The organism is Kitasatospora sp. HUAS MG31, assembly GCF_040571325.1.
GTDB classification, from domain to species: Bacteria; Actinomycetota; Actinomycetes; order Streptomycetales; family Streptomycetaceae; genus Kitasatospora; species Kitasatospora camelliae.
Map to the genome: position 1 here is coordinate 1281460 of NZ_CP159872.1, position 19497 is coordinate 1300956.

Genomic DNA, 19497 nt, shown 5'->3' on the forward strand with positions numbered 1-19497 from the left:
CTTCCCGTCGCGGTCAGCCGGGGACGGACCGGACGAGGAGCAGCGCGATGTCGTCGGTGCGGTGCTCGGCTTGTCCGGCCCGGCCGATGAGCAGGTCGGCGAGTCGGTCGAGGGGCTCGCCGCCGTGGCGGGAGAGCGTGGCGGTGAGGTCGTCCAGCGCCCGGTCGAGGTCGGCGCCGGGGGTGTCGACCAGGCCGTCGGTGTACAGCAGCAGGGTGGTGCCGATCGGCAGGCCGAGGCGGATCTGCGGGTAGTCGGCGGCGGGGTCGACGTTGAAGACCATGCCGGTGAGCGGTTCGAGGGGCGCGGCGCGGCCGTCGGGGCCGTACAGCAGGGGGACGGGGTGGCCGGCGTTGGCCAGCCGGGCCTCGCGACGGGCGGGGTCGACCCGGAGGTAGGCGCAGCTGGCCAGCAGGGAGGTGTCCAGGTCGGCCAGCAGGCGGTTGGTGCGGGCGAGGACGGTGCTGGGGTCGGCGTCGGCGGTGGCGAAGGCGCGGACGGCGGTGCGGATCTGGCCCATCAGGGCGGCGGCGTTGACGTTGTGGCCCTGGACGTCGCCGATGACCACGGCGACGGTGTCGGGGCCGACCCGGATCAGGTCGTAGAAGTCGCCGCCGACGTCCATGCCCTCGGTGCAGGGCAGGTAGCGGGCGGTGACCTCCAGCCCGGGGACGTCGGGCAGGACGTGGGGCAGCAGGCTGGCCTGGAGGCCCTGGGCGAGGCCGAGCTTGGTGTCGTACAGGCGAGCGCGGTCCAGGGCCTGGGCGATCAGGCCGCCGAGGGAGGTGAGGACGGCGCGTTCCTCCACGTCGAAGCGGTGCGGGTGGGCGAAGGCGAGCACGCAGGTGCCGATCAGCCGGCCGGAGGTGACCAGCGGCAGGTAGGCCCAGGCCGCCATGCCGTCCTGGGTCTCGTGGCGGTCGGGGTAGAGCCGTTCCAGTTCGGCGCGGGTCTCGAAGAAGCCGGGCACCGGGTTGGTGGAGGCCTGGACGCCGGGGGTGGACGCGGTCAGCGGGGTGCCGTCGAAGCGGTCGACCAGGCCGGGCGGGTAGCCGCGGTGGCCGACGATGCGCAGCCGGCCGCCCTCGGCCATCAGCACGGCGACGGCCTGGCCGCCGAAGGCGGGCACGATCTGCTCGGAGACCATGCTGACCACGTCCTGGACGCTGATCGCCTCGGTGAGGGCGCTGGCGAGGTGGAGCAGGTGGTAGAGCGCGCCGGGCCGGGTGTGCACGGCCCGGTGGCCGGCGGAGGGTTCGGGGGCCGCCGGCGGGTCGCCGCCGCCCGGGGTGCCGGGGGCGGCCGGGGTGCCGGTGTGCAGGTCGCGGCTGGCGGCGTCGGCGGCGACCACCCGGACGGTGAGTCCTGAGCCGTCGGGGAAGAGCTGGAACTGCAGCCAGCGGTCGGGCGGGCGCAGGGCGATGAAGGAGGTGGCCTGGCCGCTGATCACCGCCGCCCGGTAGTGGTACTCGTACACCGGGTCGCGCAGCCAGGACAGGGCCGCCCAGGGCCGGGCGCCGAGCAGCCGCTCCACCGGTTCGCCGAGCAGGTGGGCGGCGGCGGGGGTGACGGCGGCGAGGCGGCCGTCCAGGTTGATGTCGCAGACGCCCTCGGGCAGCCGGGCGGCCATCGCGGTGGGCCGGCGGTCCGGCAGGTGGTGCTCGGCCGGGACGGGGCGCGGGCCGGGCCGGATCCGGTGGCCGGCGGCGGCGAGCGAGGCCAGCCGGCCGGCCAGGTGGGCGGCGAGGGCGTCGAGCTCGGCGCGTTCCCGGCCGGACAGCTCGGGCGGGTGGGCGGCGGGCCAGATCAGGAAGACCGAGCCGTAGGTGGTCCCGCCGGCCTCCAGCGGGGCGGCGCCGAGGCAGAAGCTGTACGGCATGGCGACCGCTACCCGCGGGTAGCGGCGGGCCATCTCCTCCGCGCCGCCGACCCAGACGATCCGCCCGGTGCGGACCGCCTCCACCACCGGGATCGGGGTGGTCATGCCGACGTGCCGCCACGGCCGGGTGAACTGGCGGGCGGCCCCGAGGGTCATGGCGAGTTCGAGCAGCTGCCGGTCCTCCGAGAGCAGGTAGAGGCCGCCGAGGTGCGCGTCGAGCCGGTCCGGCGCCGACCGCAGGATCCGCGCCAGCGCCTCCAGGCCGCGCCCGACCGTCCCCTCGGCGGCCTCCTCGGCGGCCTCGGGTCCGGGCGGCGGCGACGCAGGCCATGACTTGCCCATACGAGAACCCCATTCGAGCCGACGAGTGGGACCCGCGGCCTCCCTCCCATACTGGCCCGGCCCGCGACCGTCCGCCCCGCCGCCCGCTGCGGACGTGCTCCACGGGGGCTGCCGCGGGGGTGTGGTCCCGGTGTCCGGCGGCGGCGGTCGGCGGGGACACCGGAGGGGCGGCGGAGGCCCGGGGCGGCCGGGCGGGGACCACCCGGTGCGCGCCGTGGCCGCTCCCTCCCGCTCGGCGACGGAGCCCGTCCGGACCGCGCCGGACCGCCCGCACTACAGTTCCGTCGTGTCGGGACGATCACCCGACTCACACGGGGGAAACGAACATGACACTCCATCATCACCGCGACCGGCCGGCCGGACGCTCACTGCGTCGGCGCGCCCGGTCCGTGGTCCTGGCGCTCGCCCTGGTCGGCGGGCTGCAGGGCGGACTGGCGGGGGCGGCGTCGGCGGACCCGGCGGTCACCCTCTGCACCTCCGTCAACGGGCCGTACGGCTCGGCGGTGGTCGGCGGCGGCCGGTACCGGATCATGCCGGACGAGTGGAACTCCTCGGCCGAGCTGTGCATGCGCAGCGACGGCGGCCCGAACTTCACCGTGACCGGCAGCGCCCTCACCAACGCCACCAACACCCGGCCCGGCGCGCCCGGCGCGTACACCCGAATCGAGTACGTGCCGCGGCCCAGCGAGCTGCCCACGCCGGTGGCCACCCTGGGTGACACGCTGACCAGCTGGCGGACCACCACCGGCGTCGCCGGGCAGTACAACACCGCCTACGACCTCTGGTACGCCGACACCGCCGCCGGATGCGGTCCGACCACCTCGCACGAGCTGATGATCTGGCTCAACCGGCAGGGCGGGCCGGTGCCGCTGGGCACCGCCACCCAGCAGGTCACCCTCGGCGGCCGGGCGTACCAGGTCTACCAGCACCAGGACGCCACCAGCGGCAAGCAGGTCATCAGCTACCTGATGACCAACCCGACCACCTCCGTCTACGACCTCAACCTGCGCACCGTCACCGCCGACGCCGTGGTCCGCGGCTTCGTCCCCGCCGGCGGCGTGCTCTGCTCGGTGCAGGCCGGCTTCGAGATCTGGAACGGCGGCACCGGGCTGGCCACCACCTCCTTCGCGTACCTGCCCTCGACCGGCCTGCCGTCCGGGAACCTGACCTCCGGCCTGCCCGGCAAGTGCCTGGACGCCGGGAACAACGCGGCCGACCCCGGCGACGCCAGCCTGCCCGCGGACATCTGGGACTGCGCCGCGACCCCGGGCCAGACCTGGACGGCCGGCAACGACGGCACCCTCAAGGCCCTCGGCAGGTGCCTGGACGTGGTCGGCGGCGGCCGCGACAACGGCACCCCCGTCCGGCTGTACCCCTGCAACGGCACCGGCGCCCAGGTGTGGACCCCGAACGGCAAGGGCCTGCTCAACCCGCAGTCCGGCCTCTGCCTGGCCGACCCGGCCGCCTCCACCGCCAACGGCACCCGGCTGATCCTGTGGACCTGCGGCGCCACCGGCCAGGACTGGCGCCTCCCGTACGGCGGGCAGCCGATCTGGACCGCCTTCACCAACAAGGCGACCAACACCTGCCTGAGCGGCGGCGTCGAGACCCCCACCTCGGTCAGCCTGCACGGCTGCAACTCCACCCCCACCCCGCCGCAGAACTGGCAGCTGGTCAACGACGGCACCCTCCGGCTGTCCACCGGCGCCTGCCTGGACGCCGGCACCGCCGGCACCGCGGGCAGCCCGGTGCTGCTCGCCCCGTGCTCCGGCTCGACGGGCCAGCAGTGGCTGCTCTCCCCGACCGGCTACCTGCTGAACCCCGCCTCCGGCAGGTGCCTGGACGACCCGAAGTCCACCCCTGTCCCGGGCGTCCAGCTCCACCTGTGGACCTGCAACGGCACCGCCGCCCAGACCTGGTACTCGGCCGCCTGACCCGTACGGCGGCGCACCCGGCTGACCGATCGGGCAACCGGGCACCGCGCAACCGGGCAACCCCGCCGGGGCCGTCCGGATACCGGGAACCGCAGTTCGCCCGCACCCCCTCCCACAAGCGAGAATGACCGTCGCCGCGGCGCCCAGGCCCGCAGCGGATCACAACGGTGGGACGGAAGGACATGGGCGGACTGCGCATCGCGGTACTCGGGCCGGTCCGCGCGTGGCGCGGCGGGCAGGAGCTGGACACCGGGCCGGCGCAGCGGCGTGCCGTGCTGGCCGCCCTGGCACTGCGGTCCGGCCGGGTCGCGCCCGCCGACGCCCTGGCCAGGGACGTCTGGGGAGCGGAGCCGCCGGCCAGCGCGCAGGCGGCCCTGCGCAACCACGTGTCGCAGCTGCGCGCCGCCCTGGAGACGGAGCCGTCCGCGCCACGGGTGCTGATCTCGCGGGCCGGCGGCTACGCGCTGGACCTGGCGGACGGCGCCCTGGACCTGGCCGAGGCGGAGCGGCTGCAGGCCGAGGCGGCGGCGGCCACGGGCCGTGGCGACCTGGTGTCGGCGGTCCGGCTGCTGGTGGAGGCGGTCGGCCTCTGGGAGGGGACGCCGCTGACCGGCGTCCCCGGTGAGGGGGCGCAGCGGCACCGGGACCGTCTCGCGGACCTCCGGCTGGCCCTGCTGGAGGCGCGGCTGGAGCTGGAGCTCCGGCTCGGCCGCCACACCGCCGTGGTCGCCGAACTCGCCGCGCTGGCGGGCGCGCACCCGCTCCGCGAGAGCCTGCGCGAGCTGCAGATGCTGGCGCTGTACCGCTGCGGGCGGCAGAGCGAGGCGCTGGCCGCGTACACCACGGCCCGGGAGCTGCTCGCCGAGGAGCTCGGGATCGATCCCGGGCCCGGCCTCGGCCGGCTCCACCAGCGCATCCTGACGGCCGACCCGGCGCTCACCCTCGGTCCCGTACGCGCGGCCGATCCGGCGGCGGTGGCCGATCCGGCCGCGGTGGCCGACCCGGCGCCGGGCGTCGGCGCGGCGGGCTCGGCCCGGGCCGCGGCCGGCTCCCCCGGCCCAACTGCCGCCCGACGCGCCGGACTTCACCGCCCGCTCGGCCGAGGTCGCGGCGATGCTCGACGGCCTGGAGCAGGAAGGGCCGGCGACCGCTCCCGCCGTCTGGACGATCCACGGGATGGGCGGTGTGGGCAAGACCGCGCTGGCCGTCCACGTCGCCCACTCCGCACGCGGGCGGTTCCCCGACGGCCAGCTCTACGCCGACCTGCGCGGCGCCGGTACCGAGGCGGCGGATCCGTACGAGGTGCAGGAGGTGTTCCTGCGGGCGCTGGGCGTCGTCTCCGAGCACATCCCCGCCGACCTGACCGAGCGGACCGCGCTCTACCGCTCCCGGCTGGCCGGCCGGGACATCCTCCTGCTGCTGGACAACGCCGCCGACACCGAGCAGGTGAACCCGCTGCTGCCGGGGACGCCCGAGTGCGCCGTCCTGATCACCAGCCGGGCACCGCTGACCTGCCTGCCGACCACCGGCCGCACCGCGCTGGAACCGCTCGGCGAGCCGGAGGCGGTCAGCCTGCTGGAGCGGATCGCCGGGGTCGACCGCTGCCGCCGGGAGCCGCTGGCCACCCGGGAGCTGGTCCGCGCCTGCGGCATGCTGCCGCTGGCCGTCCGGATCATCGGCAGCCGGCTGGCCGCCCGCCCGCGCTGGAGCGTGGCGTTCCTGGCGGAGCGGCTGGAGGACCGGCGCCGGCGGCTGGTCGAACTGGAGGCCGGCAGTCTGGCCGTCGAACCGGTGTTCGACGTCGGCTACTCGGCGCTGGAGGAGGAGCAGGCGCGCGCCTTCCGGCTGCTGGCGATCCCGGAGGTGGCCGACGTGTCGGTGGCCGCCGCGGCGGCCGTCCTGCAGTGCGACCGGCGGACGGCCGAGGACCTGCTGGACGGGCTGGCCCACGTCGGGCTGCTGGAGCCCGGCGATCCGGGCCGCTACCGGTACCACGACCTGCTGCGCCTGTTCGCCCGGCACCGGACGCTGGCCGCCGATCCGCCGGAGGTCCGGCAGCAGGTGCTCAGCCGGATCGCCCGGTTCCACCTCGCGTGGACGGCGGCCGCGGTCCGGGTGGAGTGGCCGCACAGCCGGCTGCGCGCGGCGGTCGACCCGGCCACCGGTGTGGCCGCCCCGGCGTTCGCCGACGAGACCCGGGCCCAGCAGTGGGTGATCAACGAGCTGCCCGCGATCGTCGCGATCACCGCGCAGCTCCTCGACCACCCCGACCGGCCGATCGGCGTGGAGGACGCCAGGACCCTCGCCGGCCTGCTGATGCTGCTCACCACGTTCACCGACCTGTGCATCCCCTGGGCCGCCCTGGGCGTCTCCGCCGGCCGGCTGATCGCCGCCGGGGAGGGGCACGGCGAGCAGGCCGTGGTCATGTACGGCTGCGCGGTGGCCGCGATCGGCCATGCGCACACCGGGCGGCACGAGGAGGCGCGGACGCTGGCCCGCCGCGCCCACGAGACCGCCCAGGCCGCCCCCGGCCCGGACATGACCCCCCGCATGGCGCTCCTGAGGGGACTGGTGGCCGGCAGTCGGCCCGGCGGGCTGGAGGAGTCGCTCGCACACAACCGCCGAGCACGCGATCTCGCCGAGGCCGCGGGGGACTTCAGCCTGATGGCGCGCTGCGCCCTCGAACTCGCCCCGGCCCTCCACGCGCTCGGCCGGTACCGTGAGGCCGTCGCGGCCGCCCGGGACACGCTCGCCGGCTGCCGCACCGCCGAGAGCCCGGCCGGCGTGGTCATCGCCCAGCGCTCGCTCGCCGAGGCGCTGGCCGCCCTGGGCCGGTACGACGAGGCGATGGCCGAGTACCGGGCCGCGCTCCACCTCTCCGAGGCGCGCGGCCTGCGGGCCCAGCACGCCCGCACCCTGCTGTCCTGCGCCTCCGCCCTGGTCGCCGCCGACCGGCACCCGGAGGCGGAGGACCTGGCGGCCCGGGCCCTGACCGCGGTCGTCCGCCTCGGCGACACCGTCGGCGAACACCGGGCCCGTGCCCTCCTCGCCCGCCTCGGAGCGGGAACGGCACGGGCGGAGGGGCCGGCCTCCGCCCGGTGAGCGACCGCCGGCCCGCTGCACCGGTCAGCGGAGGAAGCGGGTTCAGGGGGCCCGGGTGGGGGCGAGGACGCGGGTAAGCCGTGGACGGCCTGGCGGGTCGGGGCGGCTCTCGGCTGCGGCGCGGAGGGTCCGTTGCCGGTCCGCTTCGCGGAGCAGGTCGGCCTCGCGCAGCTTGTGGAGCGCGTAGTGCAGCATGACGGGGTTCTCCTCGACGGGGTTCGCCTTTCGCCCTCCACCCTCGCGACCCGGCCCGCCCACCGGCATGCGGCAGGCGCCCCCGTCCGGTCCCGGCAGGGTCCCGGGACCTCGGGGTCCGGTGCGCCACCGCCCCTGGCGGGCGGGTGAGTCGGTGGCCCGTGGCCGAGAACGGGTCGGCTCGCGGCGCAGGGCTGCCACGGCTCTACCCGCCGCCGGCTGCCGGGGCTATCGTCCTGGTGGGGCCGCGTCGCCCCGGGGGGAGGTCGCCATGGCGGTGAAGCGGCGGACGAAGGCACCGGGGCTCCCGCCGCGGTGGTTCATCCGGCTGGCCTGGTCGGTGCACCGGGGACTCCACCGCGTCCTCGGCCGCCGGATCGCCCTGTGGCAGCCGGGCAGGAAGGGCTGGGGCGCGCTGCGCCTGACCACCACCGGGCGCCGGACCGGGCGGCAGCGCAGCGTGATCATCGGGTACGTCGAGGACGGGCCGAACCTGGTCGCGCTGGCGATGAACGGATGGGGCGCGGCGGAGCCCGCCTGGTGGCTCAACCTCCAGGCGCGCCCGGACGCCCTCGTCGAGCTGGTCGACGGGCAGCGGCTCGTCCGCGCCCGCGCCGCCACGGGCGAGGAACGACGGCGGCTGTGGGCACGCTGGGTCGCCGTCGACGCCGACCTGGACGCCTTCGCGGCGCTGAGGCCGGCGGAGACGGCGGTGGTGGTCCTGGCACCCCGGCCGGGCGAGCCGGACACGATGCCGGCCGACTGACCGGCTGACCCGCCCGTGGCAGCCCCGTTGCCGGGCCCGTCACCGCCCTTCGCGGCTCACCGCCTCCACCACGTCCTCGGGCAGCCCCAGCACGCCCAGCAGGCGCAGCACCTCCGGCGCGGAGGGCCCCGCCCCGGCCGCGGACCCGGCGGCCGCCGCGTAGTGCGTGCGGGCGGTGGCCGCCTCGCCGCGGTGCTCGGCGAGGCGGGCGAGTCCGACGTGGGCGCGGACGTGGTTGCCGAGGGCCTTGACCGCGTGCGGGTCGATCCGTTCCAGCGCCTCGCGATACAGCCGTTCCGCCGTCACGCGGTCCCCTTCCGCGGCGGCGATGTCCGCCTGTCCGCGCAGGGCCGCCGCGAGGCCGTCGGCGTTGCCCGCCGAGGCGGCGAGCTCGGCGGCCCTCGCGTAGGCGGCCCGGCCCGCCCGGGGGTCCTCCTCGGCCAGCTGGTCGCCCCGGTTGACCAGGAGGTCGGCGGAGTCCCCGAGGGCGCCGAGCTGTTCGGTGAGGGCGAGGGCCCGGTCGGTCAGGTCGAGCGCCCGGCCCCGGTCGCCGCGTCCGGCCGCGAGTCCGGCCAGCGCGTCCAGGGCGGCCGCGGTGCTCCAGCGGTCGCCGAGCGCGTCGAACCCGTCGCGGGCCAGGGCGAACTCCCGCTCGCCCGCCGCGGTGTCCCCGGCGCCGAGGTGCCCGAACCCCGCCACGTAGTGGGCCACCGCCCGGGCCCACGGCTCGGGGCAGTCCCGCTGGGCGGAGACCAGCTCGAAGGCGGCCTGTCGCTCCTCGGCCCGGGCCCGGCCGGCGTTGTGCATCATCCAGGCCCGCAGGGCGACCGGATACCGGCCCGCCCGGTCGCCGGGCCACGCCGCCGCCAGCGCCTGCTGCGCCGCGGCGTGGTACCGCCGCCCCTGCTCCTGCCCCCGTTCCGGCCGGACCGGCTGCTCGGCACCGCCGGAGGCCGCGAGCAGCACGCACACCGCGTACTCCTCGCCGAGCCCGGCCGGAGGGTGGTCACCGGTCAGCTCCAGCAGCGAGACGGCGTCCGCCACCACCGCGCCGGCCACGCCGCGGATCCACAGGTAGGTGGCGGCGGAGGCGAGCAGGTCCAGGGCCGCCGTCACCTCCCGAGCCTCGACGGCCCTGCGCAGGACCGCCAGCAGGTTGTCGTGCTCGGCGGCGACCCGTGGCAGCCACCGGAGCTGTCCGGCCCGGCGCAGGTGCGGCTCGGCCTCCCGGAGCAGCCGCCGTACGGACCGGGTGTGGGCGCGTTCCGCCGCCTCCTGCTCGCCCGCCGCCGCGAGCTGTTCGGCCGCGTAGGCGCGAATGGTCTCCAGCATCCGGTACCGGCCGCGGGTGAGCTGCAGGAAGGACTTGTCGGCCAGCGACTCCAGCGTCCCGGCGTCGGTGTCGCACACCTCCGCGGCCAGGTCGGCCGGGGCGCCGCCGGCGAGGACCGCGAACCGGCGGGCGGCCCGCCGCTCGGGTTCGGGGAGCAGGTCCCAGCCCCAGGCGACCACCGAGCGCAGGGTCCGGTGGCGCTGGTCGGCGGTCCGGGCGCCGCGCTCGGTGATCCCGAGCCGGTCGTCGAGCCGGCCGGCGAGTTCGGCCGGGTCCAGGGTGCGCAGCCGTGCCGCGGTCAGCTCGATGGCCAGGGGCAGGCCGTCGACGGCCGCGCAGATCCGCCGGACGAGCTGCGGGTCCGCGGTGAAGCCGCGCCGTACGGCGGCGGCCCGGTCGGTGAACAGCCGCCCGGCCGCGTCCTCGTCGAGCGGGCCCACCGGCCACAGGTGCTCGCCGATCACGCCGAGCGGTTCGCGGCTGGTGGCCAGGATCCGCAGCCGCGGGCAGGCGGCCAGCAGGCGCGCCGCGAGCTGGGCGGTCTGCTCGACGAGGTGCTCGCAGTTGTCCAGGACGAGCAGGACCGACCGGCCGGACAGGGCGGTGGTGAGGCGGTCGAGCGGCCGCGCGGCGTCGGGGTGGAGGCCGGTCCCGCGCAGGCCGAGCGCGCCCAGCAGGGCCTGCGGCAGGGCGGCGCCGTCGCACAGCGGGGCCAGTTCGGCGAAGCACACTTCCCCGGGTGCGGCGGCGGCCAGTTCGGCCGACAGCCGGGTCTTCCCGACGCCGCCGGGGCCGACCAGGGTGACCAGGCGGGCCGTCCGCAGCAGGCCGGTGATCTCGTCCACGTCCTCGCCGCGGCCCACGAAGGAGGTGAGCTGTGCGGGCGGCGCGGCGGGCGACGGCGGCGCGGCGACGTCGGTGTCCAGCAACTCACGGTGCAGGCAGGCCAGTTCGGGCGAGGGGTCGGCGCCCAGCTCCTCGGCCAGGTGCCGTCGGGTCTGGTCGAAGACGAGCAGGGCCTCGGCCTGACCGCCCTCGGCGGCCAGCGCGCGCATCAGCAGGGACGCGAGCTTCTCCCGCAACGGGTGGCGGCTGACGAGTTCCCGCAGTCCGGGCACGGCCGTTCGGTGTTCGCCGAGCCGCAGGGCCGCCTCGAAGCCGTCCTCCAGCGCGCCGAGCCGCACCTCCTCCAGCCGGACCGCCGCCGCCCTGACCGACTCCCGGTCGGCGACCTCGGCCAGGGCCGGCCCGCGCCACAGGCCGACCGCCTCCTCCAGCAGCGCGGCGGCCGGCCGCGGGTCGCCGTCGCGCAAAGCGGCCCGTCCCCGCCGGGTGAGCCGCTCGAACCGGCCGGCGTCCACGGCCTCGGCCGGCACCGCGATCCGGTACCCCGCGCCGGTCCGCTCGATCACCGCCGCCGTGCCGAGGGCCGTCCGCAGCCGGGACACCTGGGACTGCAGGGCGTGCGGCGACAACGGCCGGGCCGGGTCGACCTCCTCGGCCAGCAGGTCGGCCGGGACCACCTCGCCGGGACGGGCCAGCAGCAGCGCCAGCAGCGCCCGCCGGGCCGGCCCGCCGAGCGGGACCTCGGAGTCGTCGTCCCGCCACGCCCTGGTCTCGCCGAGGATTCCGAATCGCATACATCTGATGATCCCTCAAACAGGGTCCCACCCGGGACGATCGGAAGGGATCACGCCCGACGGGTCCGCACGCCTCCGGCCGTCGACGATCGGGCACCTCACGCCGGCACGATCGGGCCGAGCCAGGTCCCTCCCGAGACGTCGATCGTCTGGCCGGTCACCCAGCGCCCCCGCGGACCCGCCAGGAAGCCGACGACCTCGGCGACGTCCTCCGGCTCGCCGAGCCGCCCGAGCGCGGTGATCGCCTCCAGCCCGGCCACCACCTCCGGGATCGCGGTGTGACCCGCCGTCATGTCGGTCCGCACCGCGCCGGGTGCCACCGTGTTCACGGTGATCCCGCGCCGGCCCAGCTCGTTCGCCAGCGAGGGCGCCATCGACTCCAGCGCCGCCTTGCTGACGGTGTAGGCGATCTGGGTGGAGACCGCGAACCGGCTGGCCGTCGAGCCGGTGTTGACGATGCGGCCGCCGTCGTTGAGGAGCGGCAGCGCCCGCTGGATGACGAAGAACGGCGTGCTCACGTTGACCGCCCACAGACGCTCGAACTCCGCCGGGGTGACCGCCGCGATCGGGTTGCCGGAGAGGATGCCCGCGTTGTTGACCAGGATGTCCAGGCCCTCGGCGCCGTACGCCGTCAGCCCGGTGGTCAGCCCCTCGAACAGGCGGTCCAGTGCGCCGTCCTCGCCGAACCGGGCCCGGACGGCGAACGCCCGGCCGCCCTCGGCCTCGATCCGCGCCACGGTCTCCTTCGCCGCCTCCTCGTTGCCCCCGTGGTGCACCGCGACCAGGGCCCCCTCGGCGGCCAGCCGCAGCGCAATGGCCCGCCCGATCCCCCGCGAGGCGCCCGTCACCAGTGCGGTCCTGCCGGTCAGTTCACCCATGGCCGTACTCCTCCGTCCCGGCCGGTCCCCCGCGGAACCGGCGATGACCCCAGCCTGCCGACGCCCGCTCACCGGGCACTCACCGCCGGCTCACCGGCCCTGCGAGCGCCGCTACGCCGGACCCACCTCACCGCCCGCCCCGCCGCCCGCCCCGGAGGAGCCCGCGGCCGCCACCCGCGCCGCGACGGCGTCCAGCAGCAGCGCGAGCGCGCGGCCGCCTACGGCGGGGAGCTGCGGGCCGGCCGACGCCCGGGTCGAACGCACCTACGTCGGCGGCGATCTGGTCCACCTCGCCGAGTAGCGCCCTCGGGTCGGCCCGCCCCGCCTCGGACCAGGCTCCAGAACGCCGGTGGCCGGAGCGCCGGTCCGAGGCGGGCCCGCGGGCTACCGGAACATCCGGTCCCCGGCGGTGGCCATGCGGTGGGTGGCGCCGTGCCGGTTCACCCAGTCACGGACCAGGTTGACGGCGTTGGCGCACTGCCAGCCGCGGTCGTACTCGCGCACTCCGGTGAAGGCGCCGTAGCCCGCGATGATGCCGTCCACCCGCGCGTCGCCCAGCAGCTTGTCGACGTACCACGGGTCGTTGTAGGTGGTCGTCCAGGACAGCGTGGCCGCGAGCTGTCCGGCGGCCCGGTCCGCGGCCCCCTTCTTCAGCTCCGCGCAGGTGCTGCGGCCGGCCTCGGTGCAGTTGCCGAAGCCCTTGGAGATGTCGCTGTCGCCGTAGTCCATCACCCGGCGGCCGGTCGGGATCGCCGCGCCGGACCGGTTGAAGGCGTTCCTGGCCTGGTCGCGGGTCCCGGTCGCGGTCATGCCCTCCAGCGGGCCGAGCCGGCCCTCCAGGCTCTTCCAGCCGCGGCCGTTGACGTCCGGGGTGTTGCCGCCGTGGTACTCGTAGAAGCCGTAGAGCACCTGGATCCCGGCGGCCGTCAGCCGCTGCGCCTTGTCCCGGAGTCCGGCGACGCTGCAGCCGCGGTTCTGCTGCTCCCCGCAGTAGTTGGTCGCGACCGCGGCCGCGCCGAACGACGAGGCGTGAAGCATCCGTTCATCCTGATCCATGCCCTCACGCTAGCCACGCCACCGGCCGTCGGCTACCCCGTTGGTCCCCGAACCGCCCGCCGCCCGACAGGGCCCGGCCTCGGCCCTCGGCCGCTCGGGACGGCCGACCACCGTTCGACACAGCGCTGTCGCCGGTCACCGGCCAGGCCGACGACAGTCACCCCCGCTCGCCCCCGCCGGCCCGCGCGTCGCCGGCGCTACCGCCGCGGTCCGAGCCAGTGCTGCAGCTCCAAGGCGACGCCGACCTGCAGTCCGCGCCCGGGGCGCGGTCGGGGCAGCAGCGCGTCGGCGCGGGCGATGCGGTTGAGGACCGTGTTGCGGTGGGTGTACAGCCGGCGCGCGGCCCGGCTGGCGTTGCAGTCCTCCTGGAGGTAGACGCGCAGCGTCCGGGCGAGTTCGGGGGACGCCTCGGCCAGCGCGCCGAGGGTGGAGGCGACGAACTCGCGTGCCTGGTCCTCGTCGTGGGCGGCCAGGGCGACGACCTGGACGTCCTCGTAGGCGGTGAGACGGGGCGGCCGGTGCATCCGGAACATCAGCCGCTGGGCGGTCAGTGCCTGCTGGTGGCTGAGCCGGAAGCCGGTGGGACCGTCACCCGGCATCCCGGTGGCCGCGTGGACGGTGGTGCCCGTGGCGGCGAGGGCCTCGTCGAGGACCCCGGTGTCCGGCTGCCCCGGATCCGCGATCCAGGCCCACAGCACCGAGATCCCCGCGGCGACGGTGAGGGGCCGCCGGGCGCCCGCCGCCTCGGCGATCGCGTCGGCCGCGGACTCCAGCTCGCCCTGCTCGGTCATCCCGGGCGCCTGCCACAGGACCACGGCCAGGTGACGCCGGCTCAGGTCGTAGCCGAGGCGGGTACTGGCGCGTTCCTCGGCGATGGGCGCGCCCTGGAGCAGGAGGTTCACGGTCTCCAGCCGGCGGGCGGGCATGCCGCCGACGAGCTGGTCGCGTTCGTGCTCCACGTGCTTCTGGACGCCGGCCAGGGTGCGGTCCACGAACCGGGACATCGAGCGGGCCGCCAGGTCGAGGGCGGCGGACAGCACCTCCGGCGGGCCCGGCTCGGCGAGCGCGGCGCGCATCCAGTACCGCCACAGCAGGTTGTGCCCGCGCCAGTAGCCCTGGACCAGGTAGCGCTCGTCGACGCCGCGTCGGACCATGTCGCGCGCCACGTCCAGGATCTGCGCCGTCAGGTCCGCGGGAACCGGGTCGCCGGGCCGGAGCCGGTTGGCGCGGACCCAGCGCCCGACGGTGTCCCGGTTGCTCGCGGCGATCTCCTCGGCCATCACCGGGTCGATCGGCGCCTCGGGCGTGTCGGGGGCCAGCTGCTGGCCGATCTCGGCGAGCAGCTCGTCCAGCGTGCCCTGCAGGCGCTCCGCGGTCGCCCGGATGTGGGCCGCCACCTCGGGCGAGGGCGCCGCCCAACCGTGCTTCATGGCCCCAGGCTAGCCCCACGGACGCTGGGCAGGTTGCACAGGCAGCGGCCGCACCCTTGGGCAGATGCCCCTGGCCTGCCGATGGCCGGCGCTCTAGGTTGGGGGCGTCGCAGAGCAGAACCGCAGCTCAGAGCCGTCGGAGCCCGCCGTCCACCGCCTCCCGAGGGCCCGACGGCGAGGACCACCGGTGGCCCGCTGCCCCACCTCCGGACCCAAAGGGAGAGCCAGGCCGTGCAGCGCTCCGTCTACACCGAGGACCACGAGAACTTCCGGGAGATGATCCGGGACTTCATCGCCCACGAGGTCGTGCCCCACTACGACGCCTGGGAGGCCGCCGGCCACGCGCCGCGCGAGTTCTACGAGAAGCTCGGCGCGCTGGGGGTGTTCGGCATCGAGGTCCCGGAGGAGTACGGCGGCTCGGGTGTCGGCGGTTTCAAGTACCAGGCGGTGATCGTCGAGGAGCTGATGCGCGCCGGGGTGTCCTTCGGCGGCTCCGGCGTGCACACCGGTCTGGTGCTGCCGTACCTGCTCGAGTTCGCCGACGAGGAGCAGAAGAAGCGCTGGCTCCCGGACTTCGTCTCCGGGCGGATGATGACCGCCATCGCGATGACCGAGCCCGGCACCGGCTCCGACCTGGCCGGCATCCGCACCACGGCGACCCTGTCCGAGGACGGCACCCACTACGTCCTCAACGGTGCGAAGACCTTCATCACCGGCGGTGTCCTCGCCGACCTGATGCTGGTGGTCTGCCGTACCTCCCCGGCCCCGGCGGAGGACCGCCGCCGCGGCCTGTCCATCCTGTGCGTGGACACCCGGAGCGAGGGCTACGCGGTCGGCCGCAAGCTGGAGAAGATCGGCCTGCGCAGCTCCGACACCGCCGAGCTCTCCTTCACCGACGTCCGCGTGCCGGTGGAGAACCTGCTCGGCGAGGAGGGCAACGCCTTCGCCTACCTCGCCCACAACCTGGTTCCCGAGCGTCTGGGCATCGCCGTGTCCGCCGTGGCGGCGGCCGCGGCCGCGATCGACTTCACGCTCGCCTACACCCGTGACCGCAAGGTCTTCGGGCAGCCGGTCTCGGGGTTCCAGAACACCAAGTTCGTCCTCGCCGAGTGCGCGGCCGAGGTCGCCGCCGCGCAGGCGCTCTCCGACCGGGCCCTGGACCTCATCGAGCAGGGCGATCTCAGCTCCGCGGACGCCGCCGCCGCCAAGCTCTTCTGCACCGAGACGGCGTCCCGGGTGATCGACAAGTGCCTCCAACTGCACGGCGGCTACGGCTACATGCTGGAGTACCCGATCGCCCGCCTCTACACGGACAACCGCGTCTTCCGGATCTACGGCGGCACCAGCGAGGTCATGAAGACCGTCATCGCCAAGTCCATGGGCCTGTGACCGTCCCCGGTCCCGTCCCCCGTCGAGCGAGGAGCCGACCACCCGTGAGGGCCTTCCCCACCCCTGCCGACCTGGTCGCCGCCGTCGGCACCGAGATCGGCCACAGCGACTGGCTCACCGTCGATCAGCAGCGCATCGACCGGTTCGCCGAGTCCACCGGCGACCACCAGTGGATCCACACCGACCCCGCGCGGGCGGCGGACGGCCCGTTCGGGGCCACCATCGCCCACGGCTACCTGACCCTGTCGCTGCTGCCGGTCCTCAGCGAGCGGGTCTACCGCGTCGAGGGCGTCCGGATGGCCGTCAACTACGGCCTGAACAAGGTCCGTTTCGTCCATCCGGTGCGGGTCGGATCCCGGGTGCGGGCCCGGGTCGCCGTCGCGGCGGCCGAGGAGGTGCCCGGCGGCTGGCAGATCACCTCCCGGGTCACCGTCGAGATCGACGGCGCGGACAAGCCCGCCTGCGTCGCCGAGGCCGTCGCCCGCCTCTACCTCTGATCCCACCCGTCAAGATCCCCTCCCCCACCACCCCGTACGAGGAGCCCCTGTGAGTGAGCGTTCCCAGCGCGTCGCCGTCGTCACCGGTGCCGCCCGCGGCATCGGTGCCGCCACCGCCCTGCGTCTGGCCCGCGACGGCTTCGCCGTCGCCGTCTGCGACCTGGAGGAGGCGGCCTGTGCCGACACCGTCGCCGCCGTCGAGGAGACGGGCGGCCGGGCGCTCGCCGTCGGCGTGGACGTCGCCGACGCGGAGCGGGTCGAATCCGCCGTCTCCCGGATCGCCGACGAGCTGGGCGCGCCGGTCGTCCTGGTCAACAACGCCGGGATCACCCGCGACAACCTGCTGTTCAAGCTGACCGAGGCGGACTGGGACGCGGTCCTCGGAGTCCACCTGCGCGGGGCGTTCCTGATGAGCCGTGCGGTGCAGCGGCACATGTCCGCCGCGGGCTGGGGCCGGATCGTCAACCTGTCCTCCACGTCCGCGCTGGGCAACCGCGGCCAGGCGAACTACTCGGCCGCCAAGGCCGGCATCCAGGGCTTCACCAAGACCCTGGCGATCGAGCTGGGCAGGTTCGGCATCACCGTCAACGCGGTCGCCCCGGGCTTCATCGCCACCGACATGACCGCCGCCACCGCCGCGCGGATCGGCATGCCCTTCGAGGACTTCCAGAAGTTCGCCGCCGAGCAGATCCCGGTACGCCGGGTCGGCCGCCCCGAGGACGTCGCCGGCACGGTCTCCTTCCTGGCGGGCGAGGATGCCGGGTTCGTCTCCGGCCAGGTGGTCTACGTCGCCGGCGGCCCCCAGGGCTGAGCGCTGGACGCGGGCACGGCGGGTGGGGTGATGCTGGACAGGGATCGGACGCGGGCCGCAATGGTTGACATCCTCAACCATTGCGACCTACCGTCGATCGCGTTACTTGAGGTTCTCAACCATCGATGACCTCAATTCCTTCTGGAGCATCGCCATGACCGCCGCCCTCTTCGTCGTCACCGGCGCCACCCACTGGACCCTCGCCGACGGCACCACCCACCCGACCGGCTACTGGGCCGAGGAGCTCGCCGAGCCGCACCGCGTCTTCCGCGAGGCCGGCTACGAGATCACCATCGCCACCCCCGGCGGCGTCCCGGCCCCCGTCGACCTGGGCAGCCTGACCGCCGCCGCCAACGGCGGGCAGGAGCGGGCCGAGGCGATCGGCGCGTACCTCGACTCCCTCCTGGCCTCGCTCACCAGCCCCGCCAGGCTGGAGGACGTCGACCCGGACGCCTACGACCTGGTCTTCTACCCCGGCGGCCACGGCCCCATGGAGGACCTCGCGGTGGACGAGGCCTCCGGCCGGATCCTCACCCGCACCCTCGACGCGGGCCGGCCGCTCGGCGTGGTCTGCCACGCACCCGCCGCACTCCTCGCCGCACGCCGCGAGGACGGCAGCTGGCCCTTCGCCGGGTACCGCATGACCGCGTTCACCAACGCGGAGGAGACCGCGGTCGGCCTCGCCGACGCCGCCGCCTGGCTGGTCCAGGACCGCCTGGTCGAGCTCGGCGCCGAGTTCGTCGAGGCCGCCCCGTTCACCCCGCACACCGTGGTCGACCGCACCCTGTACACCGGCCAGAACCCGGCCTCCTCCGCGGCGCTGGCCCACCGGCTGGTCGAGGCCCTCGCCGACGCCACCGACGCCGCTCCCGCCACCGCCGCCACCCCGGGTGCCGACGCCGATGCCGTCGTGCGGCGGCTGCGCGCCACGTTCCACTCCGGCCGCACCAAGCCGCTCGGCTGGCGCCTCGACCAGCTCCGGGCCCTGCGCTCGCTGCTCACCGAGCAGTCCGAGACGTTCCTGGCCGCCCTCAACGCCGACCTGGGCAAGGGCGCCGCCGAGGCCCACCGCACCGAGATCGCCTTCACCGTCAACGAGCTCGATCACACGGTGGAGCACCTGGAGGAGTGGCTGCGGCCGAAGCCGGCCGCCGTTCCCGACGCCTTCCTGCCGGCCGAGGCCCGGGTGGTCCGCGACCCGCTCGGCGTGGTGCTGATCATCGCTCCGTGGAACTACCCGCTCCAGCTGGCCCTGGCACCGCTGGTGGGCGCCCTGGCGGCCGGCAACACCGCCGTGGTCAAGCCCAGCGAGCTGGCCCCCGCCACCTCGGCGGCCATCGCCCGGCTGCTCCCCCGCTACCTCGACCCGGAGGCGGTGGCCGTGGTCGAGGGCGCCGTCCCGGAGACCACCGCGCTGCTGGAACAGCGCTTCGACCACATCTTCTACACCGGCAACGGCGCGGTCGGCCGGATCGTCATGGCGGCCGCCGCCGAGCACCTCACCCCCGTCACCCTCGAACTCGGCGGCAAGAGCCCCGTCGTGGTCGAACCCGGCGTCGACCTGGCCGTGACGGCGCAGCGGATCGCCCGGGGCAAGTTCCTCAACGCCGGCCAGACCTGCGTCGCCCCCGACTACGTCCTGGCCGTGGGCGACACCGCCGCGGCGCTGGAGGCCGAACTGGCCGCCGCCGTCCACGCGGCCTACGGCGACGACCCGGCCGGCGACCCCGAGTACGGGCGGATCGTCAACGAGCGCCACTTCGACCGGCTCACCGCGCTGCTCTCCGAGGGGCGGGTCGTCACCGGCGGCGGTCACGACCGCAGCACCCGCTACGTCGCGCCCACCGTCCTCGCCGACGTCCCGCCCACGGCTCCCGTGATGCGGGAGGAGATCTTCGGACCGATCCTGCCGGTCGTCCCCGTGCCCGACCTCGACGCGGCGATCGCCTTCGTCAACGAGCGCGCCAAGCCGCTCGCGCTGTACGCCTTCACCGGCTCCGAGCGCACCAAGCAGCGGCTGGCCGAGGAGACCTCCTCCGGCGCCCTGGTCTTCGGCCTGCCCGTGTCGCACCTGGCGGTCCCCGAGCTGCCGTTCGGCGGTGTCGGGGAGAGCGGCATGGGCCGCTACCACGGCGAGTACTCCCTCGACACGTTCAGCCACACCAAGGCGATCCTCGACAAGCCGCTCGGCTGAGGCCGCGGCGGCGACCCGCGACACCGTCCGAACCGTCCACGTCCGCACCGT

Annotated in this window: 14 protein-coding genes and 2 pseudogenes; 9 read left to right on the forward strand and 7 right to left on the reverse strand. The window is 75.6% G+C overall.

Features of this window, described 5'->3' with window-relative positions; all coding sequences use genetic code 11:
• Positions 1-13: 13 nt before the first annotated feature.
• Positions 14-2221, reverse strand: coding sequence for a SpoIIE family protein phosphatase (locus ABWK59_RS06145; protein WP_354638501.1), 2208 nt, complete (start codon positions 2219-2221; stop codon positions 14-16).
• A gap of 326 nt (positions 2222-2547) precedes the next feature.
• Here ABWK59_RS06145 and ABWK59_RS06150 point away from each other — a divergent pair, with 326 nt between their 5' ends.
• The 3 genes and pseudogenes from ABWK59_RS06150 (at position 2548) to ABWK59_RS06160 (ending at position 7257) form a co-directional block, all read left to right on the forward strand.
• Positions 2548-4155: a ricin-type beta-trefoil lectin domain protein gene (locus ABWK59_RS06150; protein ID WP_354638502.1), complete on the forward strand. Its 1608-nt coding sequence runs from the start codon at positions 2548-2550 to the stop codon at positions 4153-4155.
• Between the two features lie 182 nt (positions 4156-4337).
• A pseudogene (locus ABWK59_RS06155) lies at positions 4338-5063 on the forward strand (AfsR/SARP family transcriptional regulator); the annotation flags it as partial.
• A gap of 205 nt (positions 5064-5268) precedes the next feature.
• Complete coding sequence (locus ABWK59_RS06160) at positions 5269-7257, forward strand: ATP-binding protein (RefSeq protein ID WP_354638504.1); 1989 nt, start codon at positions 5269-5271, stop codon at positions 7255-7257.
• 42 nt (positions 7258-7299) lie between these two features.
• Here ABWK59_RS06160 and ABWK59_RS06165 read toward each other — a convergent pair whose 3' ends face one another.
• Positions 7300-7452: a hypothetical protein gene (locus ABWK59_RS06165; RefSeq protein ID WP_354638506.1), complete on the reverse strand. Its 153-nt coding sequence runs from the start codon at positions 7450-7452 to the stop codon at positions 7300-7302.
• A 271-nt stretch (positions 7453-7723) separates the two neighbouring features.
• Here ABWK59_RS06165 and ABWK59_RS06170 point away from each other — a divergent pair, with 271 nt between their 5' ends.
• Complete coding sequence (locus ABWK59_RS06170; protein ID WP_354638508.1) at positions 7724-8218, forward strand: nitroreductase/quinone reductase family protein; 495 nt, start codon at positions 7724-7726, stop codon at positions 8216-8218.
• 39 nt (positions 8219-8257) lie between these two features.
• Here ABWK59_RS06170 and ABWK59_RS06175 read toward each other — a convergent pair whose 3' ends face one another.
• The 5 genes from ABWK59_RS06175 to ABWK59_RS06195 form a co-directional block, all read right to left on the reverse strand.
• Positions 8258-11191: a BTAD domain-containing putative transcriptional regulator gene (locus ABWK59_RS06175; RefSeq protein ID WP_354638510.1), complete on the reverse strand. Its 2934-nt coding sequence runs from the start codon at positions 11189-11191 to the stop codon at positions 8258-8260.
• A gap of 98 nt (positions 11192-11289) precedes the next feature.
• A complete protein-coding gene (locus ABWK59_RS06180; RefSeq protein ID WP_354638511.1) occupies positions 11290-12069 on the reverse strand; it encodes an SDR family NAD(P)-dependent oxidoreductase in 780 nt (259 codons plus the stop codon).
• Between the two features lie 111 nt (positions 12070-12180).
• Positions 12181-12333, reverse strand: a complete 153-nt coding sequence (locus ABWK59_RS06185; RefSeq protein WP_354638513.1) for a hypothetical protein — start codon at positions 12331-12333, stop codon at positions 12181-12183.
• Positions 12334-12453: 120 nt separating this feature from the next.
• Positions 12454-13125 carry a hypothetical protein gene (locus tag ABWK59_RS06190; protein ID WP_354638515.1) on the reverse strand — a complete coding sequence of 224 codons (672 nt, stop codon included), beginning with the start codon at positions 13123-13125 and terminating at the stop codon, positions 12454-12456.
• A 197-nt stretch (positions 13126-13322) separates the two neighbouring features.
• Positions 13323-14555, reverse strand: a complete 1233-nt coding sequence (locus tag ABWK59_RS06195; RefSeq protein WP_354638516.1) for a PucR family transcriptional regulator — start codon at positions 14553-14555, stop codon at positions 13323-13325.
• 231 nt (positions 14556-14786) lie between these two features.
• Between ABWK59_RS06195 and ABWK59_RS06200 the strand changes: the two genes are divergently transcribed.
• From ABWK59_RS06200 to ABWK59_RS06220, 5 genes and pseudogenes are all read left to right on the forward strand, one after another.
• Positions 14787-15944, forward strand: coding sequence for an acyl-CoA dehydrogenase family protein (locus ABWK59_RS06200; protein WP_354638517.1), 1158 nt, complete (start codon positions 14787-14789; stop codon positions 15942-15944).
• 44 nt (positions 15945-15988) lie between these two features.
• Positions 15989-16441: a MaoC family dehydratase gene (locus ABWK59_RS06205; RefSeq protein ID WP_354638519.1), complete on the forward strand. Its 453-nt coding sequence runs from the start codon at positions 15989-15991 to the stop codon at positions 16439-16441.
• Between the two features lie 49 nt (positions 16442-16490).
• Entirely contained in the window at positions 16491-17252 is a 762-nt protein-coding gene (fabG, locus tag ABWK59_RS06210; RefSeq protein ID WP_354638521.1) for a 3-oxoacyl-ACP reductase FabG, read from the forward strand.
• 154 nt (positions 17253-17406) lie between these two features.
• A pseudogene (locus ABWK59_RS06215) lies at positions 17407-18099 on the forward strand (type 1 glutamine amidotransferase domain-containing protein); the annotation flags it as partial.
• Positions 18085-19446, forward strand: coding sequence for an aldehyde dehydrogenase family protein (locus ABWK59_RS06220; RefSeq protein WP_354644841.1), 1362 nt, complete (start codon positions 18085-18087; stop codon positions 19444-19446). The pseudogene ABWK59_RS06215 and the gene ABWK59_RS06220, both read left to right, overlap by 15 nt.
• Positions 19447-19497 lie beyond the last annotated feature (51 nt).

Coding starts and splice junctions, on each gene's coding strand:
- ABWK59_RS06145 (WP_354638501.1), bottom strand. CDS start 2,221: ATGGGCAAGTCATGGCCTGCGTCGCCGCCGCCCGGACCCGAGGCCGCC.
- ABWK59_RS06195 (WP_354638516.1), bottom strand. CDS start 14,555: ATGAAGCACGGTTGGGCGGCGCCCTCGCCCGAGGTGGCGGCCCACATC.
- ABWK59_RS06180 (WP_354638511.1), bottom strand. CDS start 12,069: ATGGGTGAACTGACCGGCAGGACCGCACTGGTGACGGGCGCCTCGCGG.
- ABWK59_RS06165 (WP_354638506.1), bottom strand. CDS start 7,452: ATGCTGCACTACGCGCTCCACAAGCTGCGCGAGGCCGACCTGCTCCGC.
- ABWK59_RS06150 (WP_354638502.1), top strand. CDS start 2,548: ATGACACTCCATCATCACCGCGACCGGCCGGCCGGACGCTCACTGCGT.
- ABWK59_RS06190 (WP_354638515.1), bottom strand. CDS start 13,125: ATGGATCAGGATGAACGGATGCTTCACGCCTCGTCGTTCGGCGCGGCC.
- ABWK59_RS06175 (WP_354638510.1), bottom strand. CDS start 11,191: ATGCGATTCGGAATCCTCGGCGAGACCAGGGCGTGGCGGGACGACGAC.
- ABWK59_RS06170 (WP_354638508.1), top strand. CDS start 7,724: ATGGCGGTGAAGCGGCGGACGAAGGCACCGGGGCTCCCGCCGCGGTGG.
- ABWK59_RS06160 (WP_354638504.1), top strand. CDS start 5,269: ATGCTCGACGGCCTGGAGCAGGAAGGGCCGGCGACCGCTCCCGCCGTC.